This is a genomic window from Allobosea lathyri (assembly GCF_900108245.1).
Lineage (GTDB): Bacteria > Pseudomonadota > Alphaproteobacteria > Rhizobiales > Beijerinckiaceae > Allobosea > Allobosea lathyri.
The window spans coordinates 317,960-334,149 of the sequence record NZ_FNUY01000001.1; the positions used below are offsets into that span (position 1 = coordinate 317,960).

General features: G+C 65.3%; 14 protein-coding genes and 1 tRNA gene. 9 read left to right on the forward strand and 6 right to left on the reverse strand.

The window, feature by feature from the left end; translation table 11 throughout:
- The gene (locus tag C4S73_RS01460; protein WP_200827891.1) at nt 1-996 is read left to right on the forward strand and encodes a succinylglutamate desuccinylase/aspartoacylase family protein; all 996 of its coding nucleotides are present in this window, start codon (nt 1-3) and stop codon (nt 994-996) included.
- Between the two features lie 176 nt (nt 997-1,172).
- Here the strand turns inward: C4S73_RS01460 and C4S73_RS01465 are convergent, their stop codons facing one another.
- The 3 genes from C4S73_RS01465 to C4S73_RS01475 form a co-directional block, all read right to left on the reverse strand.
- A complete protein-coding gene (locus C4S73_RS01465) occupies nt 1,173-1,994 on the reverse strand; it encodes an MBL fold metallo-hydrolase (RefSeq protein WP_103870688.1) in 822 nt (273 codons plus the stop codon).
- A 189-nt stretch (nt 1,995-2,183) separates the two neighbouring features.
- Nucleotides 2,184-3,326 carry an acyl-CoA dehydrogenase family protein gene (locus tag C4S73_RS01470; RefSeq protein WP_103870689.1) on the reverse strand — a complete coding sequence of 381 codons (1,143 nt, stop codon included), beginning with the start codon at nt 3,324-3,326 and terminating at the stop codon, nt 2,184-2,186.
- A gap of 69 nt (nt 3,327-3,395) precedes the next feature.
- The gene (locus C4S73_RS01475) at nt 3,396-4,559 is read right to left on the reverse strand and encodes a dihydrodipicolinate synthase family protein (RefSeq protein WP_103870690.1); all 1,164 of its coding nucleotides are present in this window, start codon (nt 4,557-4,559) and stop codon (nt 3,396-3,398) included.
- A gap of 139 nt (nt 4,560-4,698) precedes the next feature.
- Between C4S73_RS01475 and C4S73_RS01480 the strand changes: the two genes are divergently transcribed.
- The 8 genes from C4S73_RS01480 (at nt 4,699) to C4S73_RS01515 (ending at nt 12,308) form a co-directional block, all read left to right on the forward strand.
- Entirely contained in the window at nt 4,699-5,751 is a 1,053-nt protein-coding gene (locus C4S73_RS01480) for a LacI family DNA-binding transcriptional regulator (RefSeq protein WP_103870691.1), read from the forward strand.
- Nucleotides 5,752-5,843: 92 nt separating this feature from the next.
- Entirely contained in the window at nt 5,844-7,436 is a 1,593-nt protein-coding gene (locus tag C4S73_RS01485) for an acyl CoA:acetate/3-ketoacid CoA transferase (RefSeq protein ID WP_103870692.1), read from the forward strand.
- On the forward strand, nt 7,433-8,221 hold the full coding sequence (locus tag C4S73_RS01490; protein WP_103870693.1) for an enoyl-CoA hydratase/isomerase family protein: 789 nt from the start codon (nt 7,433-7,435) through the stop codon (nt 8,219-8,221). Before C4S73_RS01485 ends, C4S73_RS01490 begins: the two co-directional genes overlap by 4 nt.
- A gap of 46 nt (nt 8,222-8,267) precedes the next feature.
- Entirely contained in the window at nt 8,268-9,029 is a 762-nt protein-coding gene (locus C4S73_RS01495; protein ID WP_103871227.1) for a 3-ketoacyl-ACP reductase, read from the forward strand.
- Nucleotides 9,030-9,210: 181 nt separating this feature from the next.
- Nucleotides 9,211-9,882 carry an amino acid ABC transporter permease gene (locus C4S73_RS01500; protein WP_103870694.1) on the forward strand — a complete coding sequence of 224 codons (672 nt, stop codon included), beginning with the start codon at nt 9,211-9,213 and terminating at the stop codon, nt 9,880-9,882.
- Between the two features lie 10 nt (nt 9,883-9,892).
- Nucleotides 9,893-10,543: an amino acid ABC transporter permease gene (locus tag C4S73_RS01505; RefSeq protein WP_103870695.1), complete on the forward strand. Its 651-nt coding sequence runs from the start codon at nt 9,893-9,895 to the stop codon at nt 10,541-10,543.
- A 50-nt stretch (nt 10,544-10,593) separates the two neighbouring features.
- Entirely contained in the window at nt 10,594-11,421 is an 828-nt protein-coding gene (locus C4S73_RS01510) for a transporter substrate-binding domain-containing protein (protein WP_103871228.1), read from the forward strand.
- Between the two features lie 71 nt (nt 11,422-11,492).
- Complete coding sequence (locus C4S73_RS01515; protein WP_425290306.1) at nt 11,493-12,308, forward strand: amino acid ABC transporter ATP-binding protein; 816 nt, start codon at nt 11,493-11,495, stop codon at nt 12,306-12,308.
- A gap of 426 nt (nt 12,309-12,734) precedes the next feature.
- Here C4S73_RS01515 and C4S73_RS01520 read toward each other — a convergent pair.
- From C4S73_RS01520 to C4S73_RS01530, 3 genes are all read right to left on the reverse strand, one after another.
- Nucleotides 12,735-12,809, reverse strand: a tRNA-Thr gene (locus C4S73_RS01520).
- A gap of 124 nt (nt 12,810-12,933) precedes the next feature.
- Nucleotides 12,934-13,641, reverse strand: a complete 708-nt coding sequence (gene pdeM / locus C4S73_RS01525) for a ligase-associated DNA damage response endonuclease PdeM (RefSeq protein WP_244595391.1) — start codon at nt 13,639-13,641, stop codon at nt 12,934-12,936.
- On the reverse strand, nt 13,638-16,139 hold the full coding sequence (locus tag C4S73_RS01530) for a ligase-associated DNA damage response DEXH box helicase (protein ID WP_103870696.1): 2,502 nt from the start codon (nt 16,137-16,139) through the stop codon (nt 13,638-13,640). Before C4S73_RS01530 ends, pdeM begins: the two co-directional genes overlap by 4 nt.
- Between the last annotated feature and the right edge of the window lie 51 nt (nt 16,140-16,190).

Below are 16,190 nucleotides of genomic sequence, written 5' to 3' on the forward strand. Positions count from 1 at the left end.
ATGACGACGCCATCGAATGCCGACCCTGAAAGCCGCATGCAAGAAAACCGCATGCTGGACCTGCGACCGCTCGAAAGCGTGCGCTTTCACGGCCTCAAGGCGGGGCCGAAGCTGCTCGTGCTCGGCGCAGTGCATGGCAATGAAATCTGCGGCCCCAATGCGATCGCGCGTGCCATCGAGGATTGCCGGACGGGCCGGCTGACGGTCCTGCGCGGCGACGTCACCTTCGTCGCGGTCGCCAACCCGAAGGCCTATCGCCAGAACACGCGCGAAGGCGACCGCAACCTCAACCGCGACCTACGCGAAAGGCCGCTGCCTGAGGACAATGAGGACAGGATCGGCAACCCGCTCTGCGCCCTGCTGCGCGAGCATGAGGTCCTGCTCGACATCCATTCCTTCACCGCGCCGGGCCAGCCCTTCGTCTTCTTCGGCCCCGAGGACAATACGGGGGATCTCGAACCCTTCCGCCATGCTGCGGCTGAAGCGGCCTTCGCCGCCTGCCTGGGCACCGATATCCTGATCCATGGCTGGCTCGACATCTATGTCCGCCTGATCGCGGCACGCGAGCGGCTGAATCTGCCGAGACTCGCGGTCACCGAAGGCTTCGGCACCACCGAATACATGCGCTTTGCCGGCGGCTACGGCGTCACGCTGGAATGCGGCACCCATGAGGACCCGCACGCAGCCGATGTAGGCCTTGCCGCGATCCACAATGCCCTGGCGCATCTGGGCATGGTCGATGCTCCGCCGCGCCCTGAGCCGAGGCCATCGGTCATCCATATGGCCGATCTGGTGATCTGCGAGGCGCAGGGCGACCGGCTCGAAGGCCAATGGAAGACCGGCGACGCGATCGCCGCCGGCCAGATCATCGCGCGCCGCGCCGGAGGGGAGGCAGTCGCCGCGTCGGAAAATGGCTTCGTCATCTTCCCCAATGCCAAGGCAAAGCCGGGCGAGGGCATCTGCTACCTCGGCGTGGCCAGCACGCGCGCGCTATAGGGACCGCCGTATCAGCTCGGAAACGCGCGTCATCCTTGACAAGCCGCGTAGCGGCGCAGATCCGGAATCCATCGGAGGGCTCACAACTCTACGATGGATCCCGGCGCTCCGCTTCGCTTCAGCCAGGATGACGGCGCGTTTTCCGAGCATACGAAAACGCTCCCAGGCATCCGGTCCTAGTCGAGCGCTACCCATTTGTCGGAGCGGCTCGCGACGCGGCCCTCCGATTGAAGCTTGAGGAGATGGGCGGTGACATTGCGCTCCGCGGCGCGTCGCAGCCACGGGTCCGTCTTGGAATAGAGCCGGTCGACCAGATCCCACGTCCCCACCGGCCCATCCTTGAGAGCCGCCGCGATCTCGTTCTCGCGCTTCAGCCGGTGGTCGAGCAATTGCCGCACATAGGGCTGCGGCTCGGGCAAGGGCGGGCCATGTCCGGGCAGGAACAGCGTGTCGTCGCGATCCAGCATGAGCTGCAGGCTGTTGAAATAGTCGATCATGTTGCCGCCCGGCGGCGAAACGATGCTGCTCGACCATGACATGACGTGGTCGGCGCTGAACACCACCCCGTCCTCGCGTGCGAAGCAGAGATGATCGCTGGCATGGCCGGGCGTATGGAGCGCGGTCATTCCGAGCACGCTGTCGCCATCCCGCAGCAGGACATCGGGCGCAAACGAAGGATCGGCGCTCAGGTAAAAGGCGTAGGTCGTGGCGCCCGTGCGGGCCTTCAACGCGGCCGTCGAGCCGAGATGGTCGGAATGGGTATGGCTCAGCAGAATTGATCGCACCGCCCCGCCCGTCGCCCTCAGGATATCCTCGATATGGCCGTCATCATCGGGCCCGGGGTCGAGAACGGCGAAGCTGCCCTCCGCTTCGATCAGATATGTGTTGGTGCCATGATAGGTCATCAGGCTTGGATTATTGGCGACGATGCGGGAAATGCCGGGCAGCACGGGGTGGGGTACGCCGCGTTCCGGCTCCGCCTCTTTCAGAAACGCCATTCATCAAGTCCCGGCTCAAGCGGCATAAATCGCAACACCCGGTTCCGGGTGCGCCCGCGATCATCGCAGAGCCGCGCTTAAGCAGCCAGCCCGGAACGCCCTCCCGGCGGCAGGGCAGGGCTTCCTGACGCGCAGGGCTTCGTGTTGCGCAGGGCTTCGTGTTGCGCAGGGCGGCTGGGATTCCCGGAGTCAGGCTCCGTGCTTGATCAGCTCCCTGGCGATGATCGTGCGCTGGATCTGGTTGGTGCCTTCATAGATCTGGGTAATCTTGGCATCGCGGTAGAGCCGTTCGACCTCGACACCCTGAATATAGCCGGAACCGCCGAAAATCTGCACGGCATTGGCCGTCTGCGCGACCGCCATGTCGCTGGCAAAGCACTTTGCGATCGAGGCTGCCGAGGTCGCCGAAGCGCCGCGGTCGATCATGCCGGCGGCGCGTTCGACTAGAGCCCGCCCGGCCGCGATGTCCTTGGCCATGTCGGCCAGCATCCATTGCAATCCCTGATTTTCGAGGATCGGCTTGCCGAACTGGCGCCGCTCGCGGGCATATGCCAGCGCCGCTTCCAGCCCCGCCTGCGCGATGCCGACCGCCAGCGCGCCGATGCCGACGCGCCCCTTTTCCAGAACGCTCATCATGATGTGGAAGCCGCGGTTCATCTCGCCGAGCAGGGCATCCTTCGGCACCAGCACATTGTCGAAAGTCAGGCCGCCGACCTGGCTCGCGCGCTGGCCCATCTTGTGTTCTTTCGCGCCACGCGTGACGCCTTCGGCGTGCAGGTCGACGATGAAGATACTCATGCCGCGATGCCCGGCCTGCGGCTCGGTCGAAGCCAGCACGAACCCCAGATCCGCGACGGGCGCATTGTGGATCCAGAGCTTGCCGCCATTCAGCAGCCAGCCTTCGGCAGTCGGCTTCGCGGTCGTCTTGACGTTTGAAAGATCGGAGCCCGCTTCCGCCTCGGTCAGGCAATAGGCGATCCTGACGCGCGCGGCGAGGATATCGGGCAGGTGGCGCTGCTGCTGCTCGGGCGTCCCGTAACGCGTGAGGAGGGTCCCGATCAGCTCGACCACGCCGCATTGGTCGGCCACAGAGGCATAACCACGCGACAGCTCCTCCATGACGATCGCATAGGCCAGCGTATCGAGGCCCGCGCCGCCGAGTTCGCTGGGAACCGTGATGCCGAAAAGCCCCAGTTCGCCCATCTGGCGATAGATTTCAGCAGGAAACGCCTCGGTACGGTCGAGCTCGACCGCTACGGGGCGAACGACATCGTCGGCGAAGCGGCGTGTCGTGTCGCGGATCTGGTCGTAGATGGCGCTGTCGATTGTCATGGCTGTGGCCGGACCTTCGTGTTCGGGGAATGCGAGCGCGAGACAGGCGCTGCGCGAGTGCGCGAGGCTTCAGGCAAGACCGTTGAGCGCGCAGAGCTGCTTCATCCGGCTCGCTGCGCGCTCGGGATCGGTGAAGAGATGCGCCCGGTCGGCCAGGCGAAAAAGCTCGGCGTAATGCAGGATGCCGCGCGCCGATTCCGCGCCGCCGACCATGCGGAAATGGGATTGGAAGCCGTTCAGCCAGGCCAGGAACACGACGCCGCATTTGTAATGCTGCGTCGGTGCCTCGAAGAGGCGGCGCGACAGCGCGACGGTCGGGTCGAGTATGGCATGATAACCGGCGAGGTCGTCGGCCGCGAGACGATCGAATGCGGCGGCGGCCGCCGGTGCGATCGGGTCGAAGATGCCGAGCAGGCCGTGGGAGAACCCTTGCGCGTCGCCGGCCATCAGCTCCGCATAATTGAAGTCGTCGCCGGTATACATGACGACCCCCGCGGGCAGCAGGCGACGCATGACGACCTCCTTCTCGGCATCGAGAAGCGAGATCTTGATGCCGTCGATCTTGGCCGCGTTGTCGCGGATCAGCGTCAGCACGGTCTCCATGGCCGGCGTGAAGTCGCGCGATCCCCAATAGCCCGCCAGCGCCGGATCGAAGGCTTCGCCGAGCCAGTGCAGGATCACCTTCTCTTTCGTCTGCCGGATCAGATGGCCGTAGACGCGCAGATAATCATCGGCGTTGCGTGCCGCACGGCAAAGGGCCCGGCTAGCCATGAGGATGATGCGCCCGCCATGGCGCTCGACATGGGCGATCTGCTCCTCATAGGCCGCGATGACGTCCTCGAGCGAATGCTCCGCGCGCAGGTCGAGCTGGTCCGTGCCCGCCCCGCAGGCGAGGTCGGCGCCCGGCGTCGCCCTCGCTTCCGACAGTGAACGTGCGATCAGCTCCGAGGCGTTGCTCCAATCGAGCCCCATTCCGCGTTGGGACGTGTCCATCGCCTCGGCGATCTTGAAGCCCAGCCCCCAGAGATGGCGCCGGAATGCCAGCGTGGCGTCCCAATCGACGGCCGGGCGCTCCCACGGTGTGATCAGCCTGAGCGGGTCGGCCACGACATGCGCGGCCGCATAGACGGTGCGTTGTGCCGGCGCCTCATGGCGTGTCGGGTAGGGCGATGCCGGCGACAACACGAAATCCGACAGCGTTCCGTCCAGAGCCGGCAGGGCGATCGTGACCATCAAGGCCTCCAAAAATGGAACGTTCCATTATTATTATGCTGTGGAACCCTCAAATAGCGCCATTTCGCGGCGATTGAAAGCGTTCTTGCGATTATATATTCCGCATGATAGGGAACGTTCCATTAGCCGGGGCAAGCCCATGACCGAAGCTGAATCCGACAAGGGGCGCGTGACGATCATCGAGATCGCCAAGGCGGCCGGCGTGTCCAAATCGACCGTCTCGCTGGTTTTGACCGGGCGGGGCAGCGTCAAGCGCGAGACCGCCGAGCGGATCCAGCGCGCCATGGATCAGCTGGGCTATGTCTATAATCGCGGCGCGGCAGGGCTGCGCAATGCCGGCTCCAACATCGTCGGCATCGTCATCAACGACCTCTCGAACCCGTTCTTCGCCGAGCTGTCGATCGGCATCCAGAACGTGCTTCAGATGTCCGGTTACGTCGCCTTCCTGGCGCATACGGGCGAAAGCGTCTCGCAGCAATCTCAGGTCATCAGGATGATGCGCGAGAACGGCGCGCGCGGGATCATCCTGTGTCCGGCTCTCGATACGCGGCCCGAGGATGTCGAGGGGCTGGCGAGCGGCGATGCCTCGCTTGTCCTGTCGATCCGCCGGATCGCGGGCTCGCAGGCTTCGCTGGTCGTGCCTGATAACCGAGCCGGCGCCGCCCGCATCACCCGCCATCTTCTGAATCTCGGCCACAGGCGCATCGCCTATGTCGGCGGCATGGGCTCGATGGTGGTTCGCCAGGATCGGTTCCAGGGCTTCGCTGACGCGATGGCGGATGCGAAATGCGCGATCGATCCGGGCCTCAACATCGAAAGCCTGCCGACCAAGGATGGTGGCGTTCGCGCGATGGGCGCGGTGCTGGCGCTCGCCGATCGGCCGACGGCCGTCGTTTGCTACAACGATGTCGTCGCCATCGGCGCGATGCTGGCGGCAGCGCGGCGAGGGCTCTCGGTCGGGACCGATATCGCCGTTGTCGGCTTCGACGATACCGAGGAGGCGCGCCATGTCGTGCCGGCGCTGACGACCGTGTCGGTCGATGCGGTCGGTCTCGGCGAACGCTCGGCGCGCATGCTGCTCGACCAGATCGCGGATCGCAATGCGGCGGGTGCGACGTATGTCGGCGAGGCCAAGCTGATCATCCGCGAATCCTGCGGCATTCACCACCGGGCTCTGGCGGCTGCGGGATGACGTCTCACCAATACCGGCCAGCCCGCGATCGCGCGGCCAATCCTGCCAATGCCCGCGGTCGACGCGCGGCTGTCCAAGAGGTCTGATCGATCATGGCATTCCCAACCGTTGTCTCGGCTGACGCTGCCGCCGCACTGATTCCCGATGGTGCGATTGTGACGGTGTCGTCCTCGTCGGGGCTTGGGTGTCCGGATGCCGTCCTGGCCGCCATCGGACGTCGCTTCGATGCCGAGGGCCATCCACGCAACCTCACCACGCTGCATCCGATCGCGGCCGGCGACATGTGGGGCATCAAGGGCGTCGATCACATCGCCAAGCCCGGCCTGCTCGCCCGAATCCTCGGCGGATCCTATCCGTCGGGCCCGTCCTCGGCAGAGCCGCCCGCGATCTGGAAGATGGTTACGGGGAACCAGATCCCGGCCTATAACGTCCCGACCGGCATTCTCTTCGACATGCATCGCGAGGCCGCAGCCAAGCGGCCGGGCGTCCTCACCAAGGTCGGCATGGATACCTTCGTCGATCCCGCCCGCGAGGGCTGCGCGATGAATGCCAAGGCGGCGGAAGAGGCCATCGTCAAGCGCGTCACCTTCGATGGCGAGGACTGGCTCTACTTCAAGGCGATCGTGCCCGATGTCGCGATCATCCGCGCGACGACGGCCGATGAGCGCGGCAACCTCTCCTATGAACATGAGGGCGGCTATCTCGGCCCGCTCGATCAGGCGCTGGCGGTCAGGAACAATGGCGGCATCGTCATCGCTCAGGTGAAGCGTCTCGCCAAGAGCGGCACGCTGAAGCCGCATAATGTCATGGTGCCAGGTGTGCTGGTCGACGCGATCGTGGTCGCGCCCGACCAGATGCAGACGACGCAGACCCAGTACGACGCGGCCATTTCCGGCGAGGTCTTCCGCACCCTGTCGAGCTTCGAGCTGCCCGAGTTCAACCCCGCCAAGGTGATCGCCCGGCGCGTGGCGCAGGAGCTGCGCTACGGTAATGCGGTCAATATCGGCTTCGGCATCTCTGCCAACGTGCCGCGTGTCCTGATCGAAGAGGGGCGGCATGGCGACGTGACCTGGGTCATCGAGCAGGGAGCGGTCGGCGGCGTGCCGCTGCTCGACTTCCAGTTCGGCTGCGCCTCGAACGCCGAGGCGATCGTGCCATCGCCCTATCAGTTCACCTATTTCCAGGGCGGCGGCTTCGACGTCTCGCTGCTGTCCTTCCTGCAGATCGATGCGAATGGCTCGGTGAACGTCTCGAAACTCGGTGTCCGCCCGCATGTGACGGCCGGTGCCGGGGGATTTGTCGACATCACCGCCCGCGCCAAGCGCATCGTCTTCTCCGGCTATTTCACCGCCGCCGCGGGTCTCGCGATCGAAGAGAAGGAGCTGAAGATCGCTAGGGAAGGCAAGATCATGAAGCTGGTGAAAGAGGTCGAGCATGTCTCCTTCTCGGGCCAGCGCGCCGTCGCGCAGGGGCAGGACATCACCTACATCACCGAGCGCTGCGTTCTCAGGCTGACGCCGAAAGGCATAGAAGTGACCGAGATCGCGCCCGGCGTGGACCTCGAGCGCGATATCCTGGCTCAGGCCGAATTCCCGCTGATCGTATCGGATAATCTCAAGGTCATGGATGCGAACCTGTTCGATCCCGCGCCGATCGGCCTCGATATCGGGGGAGGCAGGGCATGAGCGATCCAGTCCAGAGCGACCCGGTCCAGCTCGTCATTGCCGATCATGTCGCGATCATCACGCTCGCACGGCCCGAGAAGCTCAACGCTCTCGACGAGACGATGGTCGCCTTGCTCGGCGAGGCCGCCGACAGGATCGACCGTGATCCGTCCGTTCGCGTTGCGATCCTGACCGGGGCCGGCAAGGCCTTCTGTGCGGGCGGCGACATCGCGGCCTGGGGTGCGCTCAGCCCGCTCCAGATGGGGCAGGATTGGGTGCGCACCGGGCACCGCGTCTTCGACAAGCTTGCGCGGCTGAAGGTTCCGCTGATCGCGGCCTTGAACGGCCACGCGCTCGGCGGGGGGCTGGAACTCGCCGCGACTGCCGATTTCCGCATCTGCGAGGCCCAGGCCAAGATCGGGCTCCCCGAAACCGGCATCGGCATGATCCCGGGCTGGTCGGGCACGCAGCGTCTCGTGGCCCGCTTCGGCGCGGGCGTCGTGCGGCGGCTTTCGCTGATGGGCGAGATCGTGACGGCCGAGCGGGCGCTGTCGCTGGGTATCGTCGACGACGTCGTCGAGACTGGCTCTGTGTTGAACGCCGCGCGGATTGTCGCCGAGCGCGTGTTGGCGCGCGGGCCGGTCGCAACGACGATCGCCAAGCAGCTGATCAACGCGGCTGAGGGAGAGGATGCGGCGGCTGCGATGGAAATCCTCGCCGGTTCGCTTGTCTCCTACACCGACGACGTCAAGGCGGGCGTCGGCGCGTTCCAGCGGAAGCAGAAGCCGGTCTTCCAGGGCTCCTGACATGGCAGCGGACGCGGGTGGCGCATCGACAAGGGATGATCTCAGCATGACACGGCCAGTTGCCCTGATCACTGGTGCCCGCCGCGGAATCGGGCGCGCCATCGCCGTCTCTCTCGCCCAAGCGGGATATGATATCGCCTTCACCGACATCGTCGCTGACGCTGCGGTGGACGAGACGACTGCAGCGCTGGAGGCCGAGGGTGCGCAGAGCCTGTTCGTGGCGCATGACGTTGCCGCAACCGAAAGCCATGCAGGCGTGATCGATGCCGTCTATGCGCGCTTTGGCCGGCTCGACTGCTTCGTCTCCAATGCCGGCATCGGAACGCCGGTTCGCGGCGACATGCTCGATCTCGCGCCCGAAACCTTCGATCATGTGCTCGGCGTGAACCTGCGCGGAGCCGCCTTTCTCAGCCAGTGCGTTGCACGCGCGATGCTGAAGCGGGAGGAGGGTGGCCGCACCATCATCTTCATCACCTCGGCCAGCACCGAGATGGTCTCGCCCGATCGCGCCGACTACTGCGTTTCCAAGGCCGCGCTGTCGATGTGGTCAAAGAACCTCGCCATGCGTCTGGCGCCGGAGGGATTCGTCGTTTTCGAGGTGCGTCCCGGCATCATCCGCACGGATATGACTGCGGTCGTCGCAGCGAAATACGACCGGCGCATCGCCGAAGGCCTGGTTCCCGCCGGCCGGTGGGGCGAACCGGCCGATGTCGGCCGGCTTGTCACGGGGCTTGTCTCGGGGGCCTTCGCGTTCTCCACCGGCTCGGTCTTTGCAGTCGATGGTGGATTGCTGGTTCCAAGACTCTGAAGAATACAGTTGATAGGCGTTGCCGTTTCCCCGAACAAAGCGGCACGAGCGTGAGAGCGAAACAGCAGCCGGATTCAACCGGCTTCAGAACGAGGTGGAGAAGAAGACGTGGTCTTGATCGAGCCTGCGCCGACCGCATGCCTGTGCTGTACGCAACGTCCTGAGCGGGCGTCGCGCTGACATGGCGTATCAATTCGAATTTGCCGACGTCTTTGCGTATTGGCCGGAGCTGCTCAGGGGCGCCCTGCACACGCTGGTGCTGTCGGGTCTCGCCATGGTGATCGGCATGGTCGTGGCCGTGCTCGGCGCTCTCGGCAAGACATCGGGCCCGCGCTGGCTGCAATGGATTCTCGACGCCTATATCGAGGTCATCCGCAACACGCCCTTCCTGATCCAGATCTTTATGATCTATTTCGGCCTGCCGGCGGCGGGCGTCCGGCTGTCCTCGGAGACGGCCGCGCTGCTGGCTCTGGTGGTCAATGTCGGGGCCTACGGCATCGAGATCATCCGCGCCGGCATCGAGAGCATTTCCAAGGGCCAGATCGAAGCCGGCAAGTCGCTGGGCCTGCGTCCCCTGCAGATTTTCCGCTACATCATCCTGAAACCGTCGATCCAGGCGATCTACCCCTCGCTGACCAGCCAGTTCATCCTGCTGATGCTGAACTCGAGCGTCTGCTCGGCCATCGCCGCGGGCGAATTGACGGCTGCGGCCGGCGACATCCAGTCGCGCAATTTCCGCAGTTTCGAGGTCTATTTCGTCGTGACCTGCATGTATTTCGCCATGTCGGTGCTGTTCTGGGGCGCGTTCGCCGCCATAGAACGCGCCTGGCTGCGCAAACCCAGCCTGCGCTAGGAGAACCGGCATGCGTGTCCTCAGCGAAGGCGATATCCTTTTCATCATCATGGCGGTCCGCTGGACGCTGCTCCTGTCCATCGTTGCCTTCATCGGCGGCGGTATCGGCGGGCTCATCGTGGCGCTCGCGCGGACCAGCGAATTCAAATGGCTGCGCTGGCTGGCGCTCAGCTACATCAAGGTCTTCCAAGGCACGCCCCTGTTGATGCAGCTCTTCCTGGCCTTCTTCGTGCCCGGCATCTTCGGCATCGACGTCGATCCCTGGGGGGCTGCGGCGGTGGGGCTCTCGCTGCACGCCAGCGCCTTTCTCGGCGAGATCTGGCGCGGCTCGATCGAGGTCGTGCCACGCGGTCAATCCGAAGCCGCGTACTCGCTCGGACTGACCTATGTGCCGCGCATGTTCCTGATCATCATTCCGCAGGCCATCCGCATCGCGATTCCGCCGACGATCGGGTTCCTGGTTCAGCTGATCAAGGGCACCTCGCTCGCCTCGATCATCGGCTTCGTCGAGATCACCCGCGCGGCGCAGATCATCAACAACGCCACCTTCCGCCCGTTCACGATCTTTGCGCTGGTGGCGCTGGTCTATTTCCTGATTTGCTGGCCGCTATCGGCCTACAGCAAGGTCATGGAGCGAAAACTGACCGTCGCAAGCCGGTGAGTGGAAACGACCCAAACCAAGATCACTGCATGACAGTGGGAGGAGCAATGATGACCTTGATGAAAAAGATCGTTCGCAGGAGCCTGGGCCTGATGCTGGCGGCCGGCGTTGCCGCAGCCGTGCTGCCCTTCGGCCGCGATACCGCCCAGGCCGCCACGCCCGACGAAATCAAGACCCGCGGCAAGCTTCTGGTCGGCGTGCTGACCGACTACCCGCCCTTCGGCGGCACCGATGCGAGCCAGAAGCCGGCCGGCTATGATGCCGATGTCGCGGCGCTGATGGCGAAGGCGATGGGCGTGCAGCTCGAGCTCGTGCCTGTGACTGGCCCCAACCGCATTCCCTATCTGTTGACCAACAAGATCGACGTCCTGATCGCGACCTTCGGCATCACGGCCGAGCGTTCCAAGCAGGTGCTGTTCTCCAACCCGTACAGCTCCCTGACGATCTACGTGCTGGCGCCGAAATCGGTTGCCGTGAAGAAGCCTGAGGATCTGAAGGATGTGACGATCGGCGTCGCGCGTGCCAGCACCCAGGACACCGCGATTTCCGCCATCGCTCCGTCGGGCACGGCGATCAAGCGCTTCGACGACGACGCCACCGCCCTCCAGGCCCTGATCTCCGGCCAGGTCGCTGCGATGGGCGCCAGCAACACCATCCTTGCTCAGCTGAACAAGGACTATCCGCAGATGAACATCGAGCCGAAACTGACCTTGAAGGAACAGGCCAACGGCATGGCCTTCCGCAAGGCCGACACGGCTCTGACCGAATGGTCGAACAAGTTCATCGCCGAGGTCGCCGGCAACGGCCAGCTCAGCGAGATCAACAAGCGCTGGTTCGGCATTCCGCTGTCGCAGCTGCCGCCGATGCCGAGCTTCTGACGCAGCATAATCTGTCGACGCGGCCGCCCTCATATGGCGGCCGCGTGGATCTTGTTTGGAAGGATGCCTTGATGGCCATGCCGCAGGCTGCAACCGCGCCAGGCCCGGATTCACCGGGCTCGGAGCTGGGTGACGTCATCATCGAGATGAAGAAGGTCAACAAATGGTACGGGACGTTCCACGTCCTGCACGATGTCGACCTGCAGGTGCGGCGCGGCGAGCGCATCGTCATCTGCGGCCCGTCCGGCTCGGGAAAGTCGACGCTGATCCGTTGCCTGAACCAGCTCGAGGAGCATCAGCAGGGCGAAATCGTCGTCGATGGCGTGACGCTGAACGCGCATATGCCGCGCATCGACGTCGTGCGCCGCGAAATCGGCATGGTGTTCCAGAGCTTCAATCTGTTTCCGCATCTGACCGCGCTGGAAAACTGCATGCTGGCACCGATGAAGGTGCGCGGCCTGTCGCGTGAGGAGGCCGAGCGGATCGCCCGGACCTATCTCGAGCGCGTGCATATCCCCGAGCAGGCCGGCAAGTTCCCGGTCCAGCTTTCGGGCGGCCAGCAGCAGCGCGTCGCGATCGCGCGTTCGCTCTGCATGAACCCGAAGATCATGCTGTTCGACGAGGCGACTTCGGCACTCGACCCGGAAATGGTCAATGAGGTGCTCGATGTCATGGTCTCGCTCGCCGAGAGCGGCATGACCATGCTCGTCGTGACACATGAGATGGGTTTCGCGCGCCGCGTGGCGGATCGGGTGATTTTCATGGACGCGGGCGAGATCGTCGAATCCGCGCCGCCGAGCCAGTTCTTCGCCAACCCGCAAAACGAGCGCACAAGGCAGTTCCTCGGCCAGATCCTGTCCGGGAACCGCACGCCGGCGCCGGCTTGAGGCCGCCGGTCACGCTGGCATTTGGGAGCAGGTTTGTTCGGTCAGCATGCCGCAAGGCGACCATGGCTGTTGCGTGACGACCATGGCGCGGCGCTATGAGCCTTCCGATCCAGAGGGGCCGGCGTCGGTCGACGGCAAGGGACAGCGCGCCGAGTAGCATGGGACATGGCCTTGGCCATCGCCGCCAGCCCGCAGACGGTACGCGGCCGTCAGTCTCGAAATCCCTTCTCGGGCTGACGGAGTGGGCGGGTTTGGGGACCGGCAGGCTGAAGCACGATCAAGCCCGCCAGATTGTCGTCAGCTGGCGACAGTCATGAACCTACAATCGTCGAAGGGCCCCCCGAATCGACATGTCATGTTCGGCCGATATGTGCTGAACGCAGCCCAGCGGCAGTGTGGATATGTGTTGATTCACCGAGGGAATGCTGGTGCTGCGAGAGAGGATTGAACTCTCGACCTCTCCATTACCAATGGAGTGCTCTACCACTGAGCTACCGCAGCAGGACCGTCAGCCATCAAGCGCATCGATCGTCGGTGAGGGCGATCAGGAGCGCGGCGTCGTTCCGAAGCGGCGTCCTGATGCCACAAGCCTACTGCCGACGCAACCCGGCAAGGTGAACTCTTCTCAATCTGGTAACAGCAACCGCTCGTCGATGCGGAAGAGCCGGCTGTCTCCGAGCATATGCGCACTCAGGCCCTCGCGGAAGAGCGGCCGGAAGGCGCGATCGCGCAGGTTTAGTCCGCCGGCATAGGCGCCCATCGCCGGCATCACGCAGCGCCGCGGCGACAAGGCGAAGCAGCGCCGCCGCAAGGCGCGCCCGCGCATCCTGACCTTGGCGGCCGGATGGAGGTGCCCGGCGATCTCGAAACCGGTCTCCTGCTCGTCGGGCTCATGGCGCAGGGCGATGCCGGCGATGCTGATCATGGCGGTGGTCTCTCCGCCCATCTCCGTGCTGATCTGCGGGTCGTGGTTGCCGGTGACCCAGAGCCAGTCGCGTCCCGTCTGAAGCTGCCGCAGGGCAGAGACGCTCTCCAGGCTGATCCGTGTATGCGCCTGGCGGTCGTGAAAGCTGTCGCCGAGCGCGATCACGCGGGCCGGCGCGTGGCGCAGCACGGCGGCCGCCAGCGCGGCGAGGGTGGCGGTCGAATCATAGGGCGGCAGGAATACGCCGCGCGCGGCATAGGCCGAGCCCTTCTCGAGATGCAGGTCGGCGACGACGAGCGTGCTCTCATCGGGCAGCCAGAGCGCGCCCGAGAGATCGGGCACGATCGCCAGCCGCCCCAGCATGAAGGCTTCGCTCATCCGCGAGACCGCGTTGGTGGCAACCGTCACGCCATCGCCTCTTCGATCAGCATCGCTTCCGCCTCCGCCAGGATTTCATCGGCCGCCTCGCCATAAACCGCCTCGCGTCCGATCTCGAGCATCACGGAGACACCGAGCGGCGACACATGGTCGAGTGGCTGATGCACGATATGGCCGCTGATTCGTGTCAGCATCTGACCAAGCCGCTGAATATCGAGCAAGCCCGTGGCGGCGTCCGCCCGCGCCGCCTTGAGCAGCACATGGTCCGGCTCGTGCCGGCGCAGAACATCATAGACCAGATCCGTCGAGATCGTGACCTGCCGGCCGCTCTTCTCCTGCCCGGGAAAGCGCCGCTCGATCAATCCGCCGATGATGGCGCAGGAGCGGAAGGTGCGCTTCATCAGCGCCGATTCGGCGAGCCACTCCTCCAGATCGTCGCCGAGCATGTCCTGCGCGAAGAGATCGTCGAGGCTCAAGGCGCTGCGCGAGATCGCGGCGCTCATGTCGCCGAGGCCCCAGACCGCAATGCCGTAATCGTTGCAGACGAAGCCGAGCGGCCGCATCCGGCTGCGCTCCAGCCGGCGCGTCAGCAGCATGCCCAGCGTCTGGTGGGCGAGACGGCCCTCGAACGGGTAGGCGACGAGATAGAAGCGTCCGCCGCGCGGAAAGGTTTCGACCAGCAATTCGCCGGGTTTCGGCAACCGCGACTTCCGTTTCTGCGCGTGCAGCCAGGAGGACACCTCGTCGGGCAGGGAGGCCCATTCCCGGGGGCTGGCCAGGATCGTGCGCACACGGGCGGCCAGGAAGGTCGAGAGTGGGAACCTGCCGCCATTATAGGAGGGAATCTTGGGGTCGGTGCCGGGCGCGGCGCGCGAGCAGATGGCCTCGTTCTCGGTGATGCCCTCGAAGCGCAGCACCTCGCCGGCGAAAATGAAGGTATCGCCGGGCGTCATCGTCTCCGCGAAATATTCCTCGACCTCGCCGAGCACTCGGCCGCCCCGCGTGATCATCGAGGGCTGCCCCGGCTTTCCGGCCCGCGCCCGTCCGAGCCGGACCTTGAGCATGGTCGATTCGACGATGGTGCCGACATTCATGCGGTATTGCTGGATCACCTGGGCGTTGCTGGCGCGCCAATGACCGATCTTGTCCTGCCGCAGCTTGGCGAAACGCTCATAGCTGCGCAGCGCGTAGCCGCCGGTCGCGACGAAGTTGACGACAGCGTCGAAGTCGGCGCGGGGGAGACCGGCATAGGGGGAAGCCGTGCAGACCTCCTCATAGAGCGCGTCTGCATCGAAGCCATCGGAGCAGGCGACGCCGAGCACATGCTGGGCGAGCACGTCGAGCCCTCCGGTGCGGGCGTCCGCCGTGTCCTGCGCAGCTTCCGCGACGGCGTCCAGCGCCGCACGACACTCTAGCAGTTCGAATCGGTTGGAGGGCACCAGCAGCGCCTTCGAGGGCTCGTCCATGCGGTGGTTGGAGCGGCCGATACGCTGCATCAGCCGGCTGGCGCCCTTGGGTGCGCCGATATTCACGACGAGGTCGACATCGCCCCAGTCGATGCCGAGATCGAGCGTGGCGGTGCAGACCACGGCCTTGAGTCGGCCGGCCGCCATCGCCGCCTCGACCTTGCGGCGCTGGCCCGCGTCCAGCGAGCCGTGATGCAGCGCGATCGGCAGATTGTCGTCGTTGATGTTCCACAGGGCCTGGAAGGCGAATTCGGCCTGCATGCGCGTGTTGACGAAGACCAGCGTCAATTTGTGGGCGCGGATGGCGTTGTAGATCTCGCCCATGGCATGGCCGGTCGTGTGACCGGCGAGCGGCAGGCGGCTTGCGGTTTGCAGGATGCCGATGCGCGCGCTGGCCCCGCCCGTCACCGTGACGAGACCCGCAGGCGTCTCCGCGCCGCCAAGGAAGCGTTGGAGGTCGGCAGGTTCGCGAACCGTCGCCGAAAGCCCGACTGCGCTGAGGTTTGGCGCGAGGCCGCGCAGGCGTGCGAGATCGAGCGAGAGCAGGTCGCCGCGCTTGGATGTCACCAGCGCATGCAATTCGTCGAGAACGATACGGCGCAAGCCGGCGAAGAAGGGTTTTGCGTCGCGATGCGAGACCAGAAGCGCCAGCTGCTCCGGCGTCGTCAGCAGGATGTCGGGCGGCCGCGCGATCTGGCGGGCGCGCTTGGCGGCCGGGGTGTCGCCGGTGCGGGTCTCGATCTTGATGGCAAGGCCCATCTCGGCAACCGGCATCTCCAGATTGCGGGCGATGTCGACGGCGAGCGCCTTCAGCGGCGAGACATAGAGCGTGTGCAGCCCCTCACGTTCGCGGCCCGGCTCGGTGAGTTCGACCAGCGAGGGCAGGAAGCCGGCGAGCGTCTTGCCGGCCCCTGTCGGAGCGACCAACAGCGTCGAACGGCCCGCGCGAGCCTCTTCAAGCAAAGCGAGCTGATGTGGCCGTGCGTTCCAGCCTCGGCTGGCGAACCAGGCCTCGAATGCGGGCGGCAGGACTGCGTTCGGGACGGCGGTGGGGGCGGTCATTCTCCCCAGAGATAGGCGCTGCGGGCGGGGAGGGGAATGGCTGGCGGTGCG

Coding starts and splice junctions, on each gene's coding strand:
- C4S73_RS01510 (WP_103871228.1), top strand. CDS start 10,594: ATGACCTTGATGAAAAAGATCGTTCGCAGGAGCCTGGGCCTGATGCTG.
- C4S73_RS01515 (WP_425290306.1), top strand. CDS start 11,493: ATGGCCATGCCGCAGGCTGCAACCGCGCCAGGCCCGGATTCACCGGGC.
- C4S73_RS01530 (WP_103870696.1), bottom strand. CDS start 16,139: ATGACCGCCCCCACCGCCGTCCCGAACGCAGTCCTGCCGCCCGCATTC.
- C4S73_RS01485 (WP_103870692.1), top strand. CDS start 5,844: ATGGCATTCCCAACCGTTGTCTCGGCTGACGCTGCCGCCGCACTGATT.
- C4S73_RS01470 (WP_103870689.1), bottom strand. CDS start 3,326: ATGACAATCGACAGCGCCATCTACGACCAGATCCGCGACACGACACGC.
- C4S73_RS01500 (WP_103870694.1), top strand. CDS start 9,211: ATGGCGTATCAATTCGAATTTGCCGACGTCTTTGCGTATTGGCCGGAG.
- C4S73_RS01490 (WP_103870693.1), top strand. CDS start 7,433: ATGAGCGATCCAGTCCAGAGCGACCCGGTCCAGCTCGTCATTGCCGAT.
- C4S73_RS01495 (WP_103871227.1), top strand. CDS start 8,268: ATGACACGGCCAGTTGCCCTGATCACTGGTGCCCGCCGCGGAATCGGG.
- C4S73_RS01460 (WP_200827891.1), top strand. CDS start 1: ATGACGACGCCATCGAATGCCGACCCTGAAAGCCGCATGCAAGAAAAC.
- C4S73_RS01505 (WP_103870695.1), top strand. CDS start 9,893: ATGCGTGTCCTCAGCGAAGGCGATATCCTTTTCATCATCATGGCGGTC.
- C4S73_RS01465 (WP_103870688.1), bottom strand. CDS start 1,994: ATGGCGTTTCTGAAAGAGGCGGAGCCGGAACGCGGCGTACCCCACCCC.
- C4S73_RS01480 (WP_103870691.1), top strand. CDS start 4,699: ATGACCGAAGCTGAATCCGACAAGGGGCGCGTGACGATCATCGAGATC.
- C4S73_RS01475 (WP_103870690.1), bottom strand. CDS start 4,559: ATGGTCACGATCGCCCTGCCGGCTCTGGACGGAACGCTGTCGGATTTC.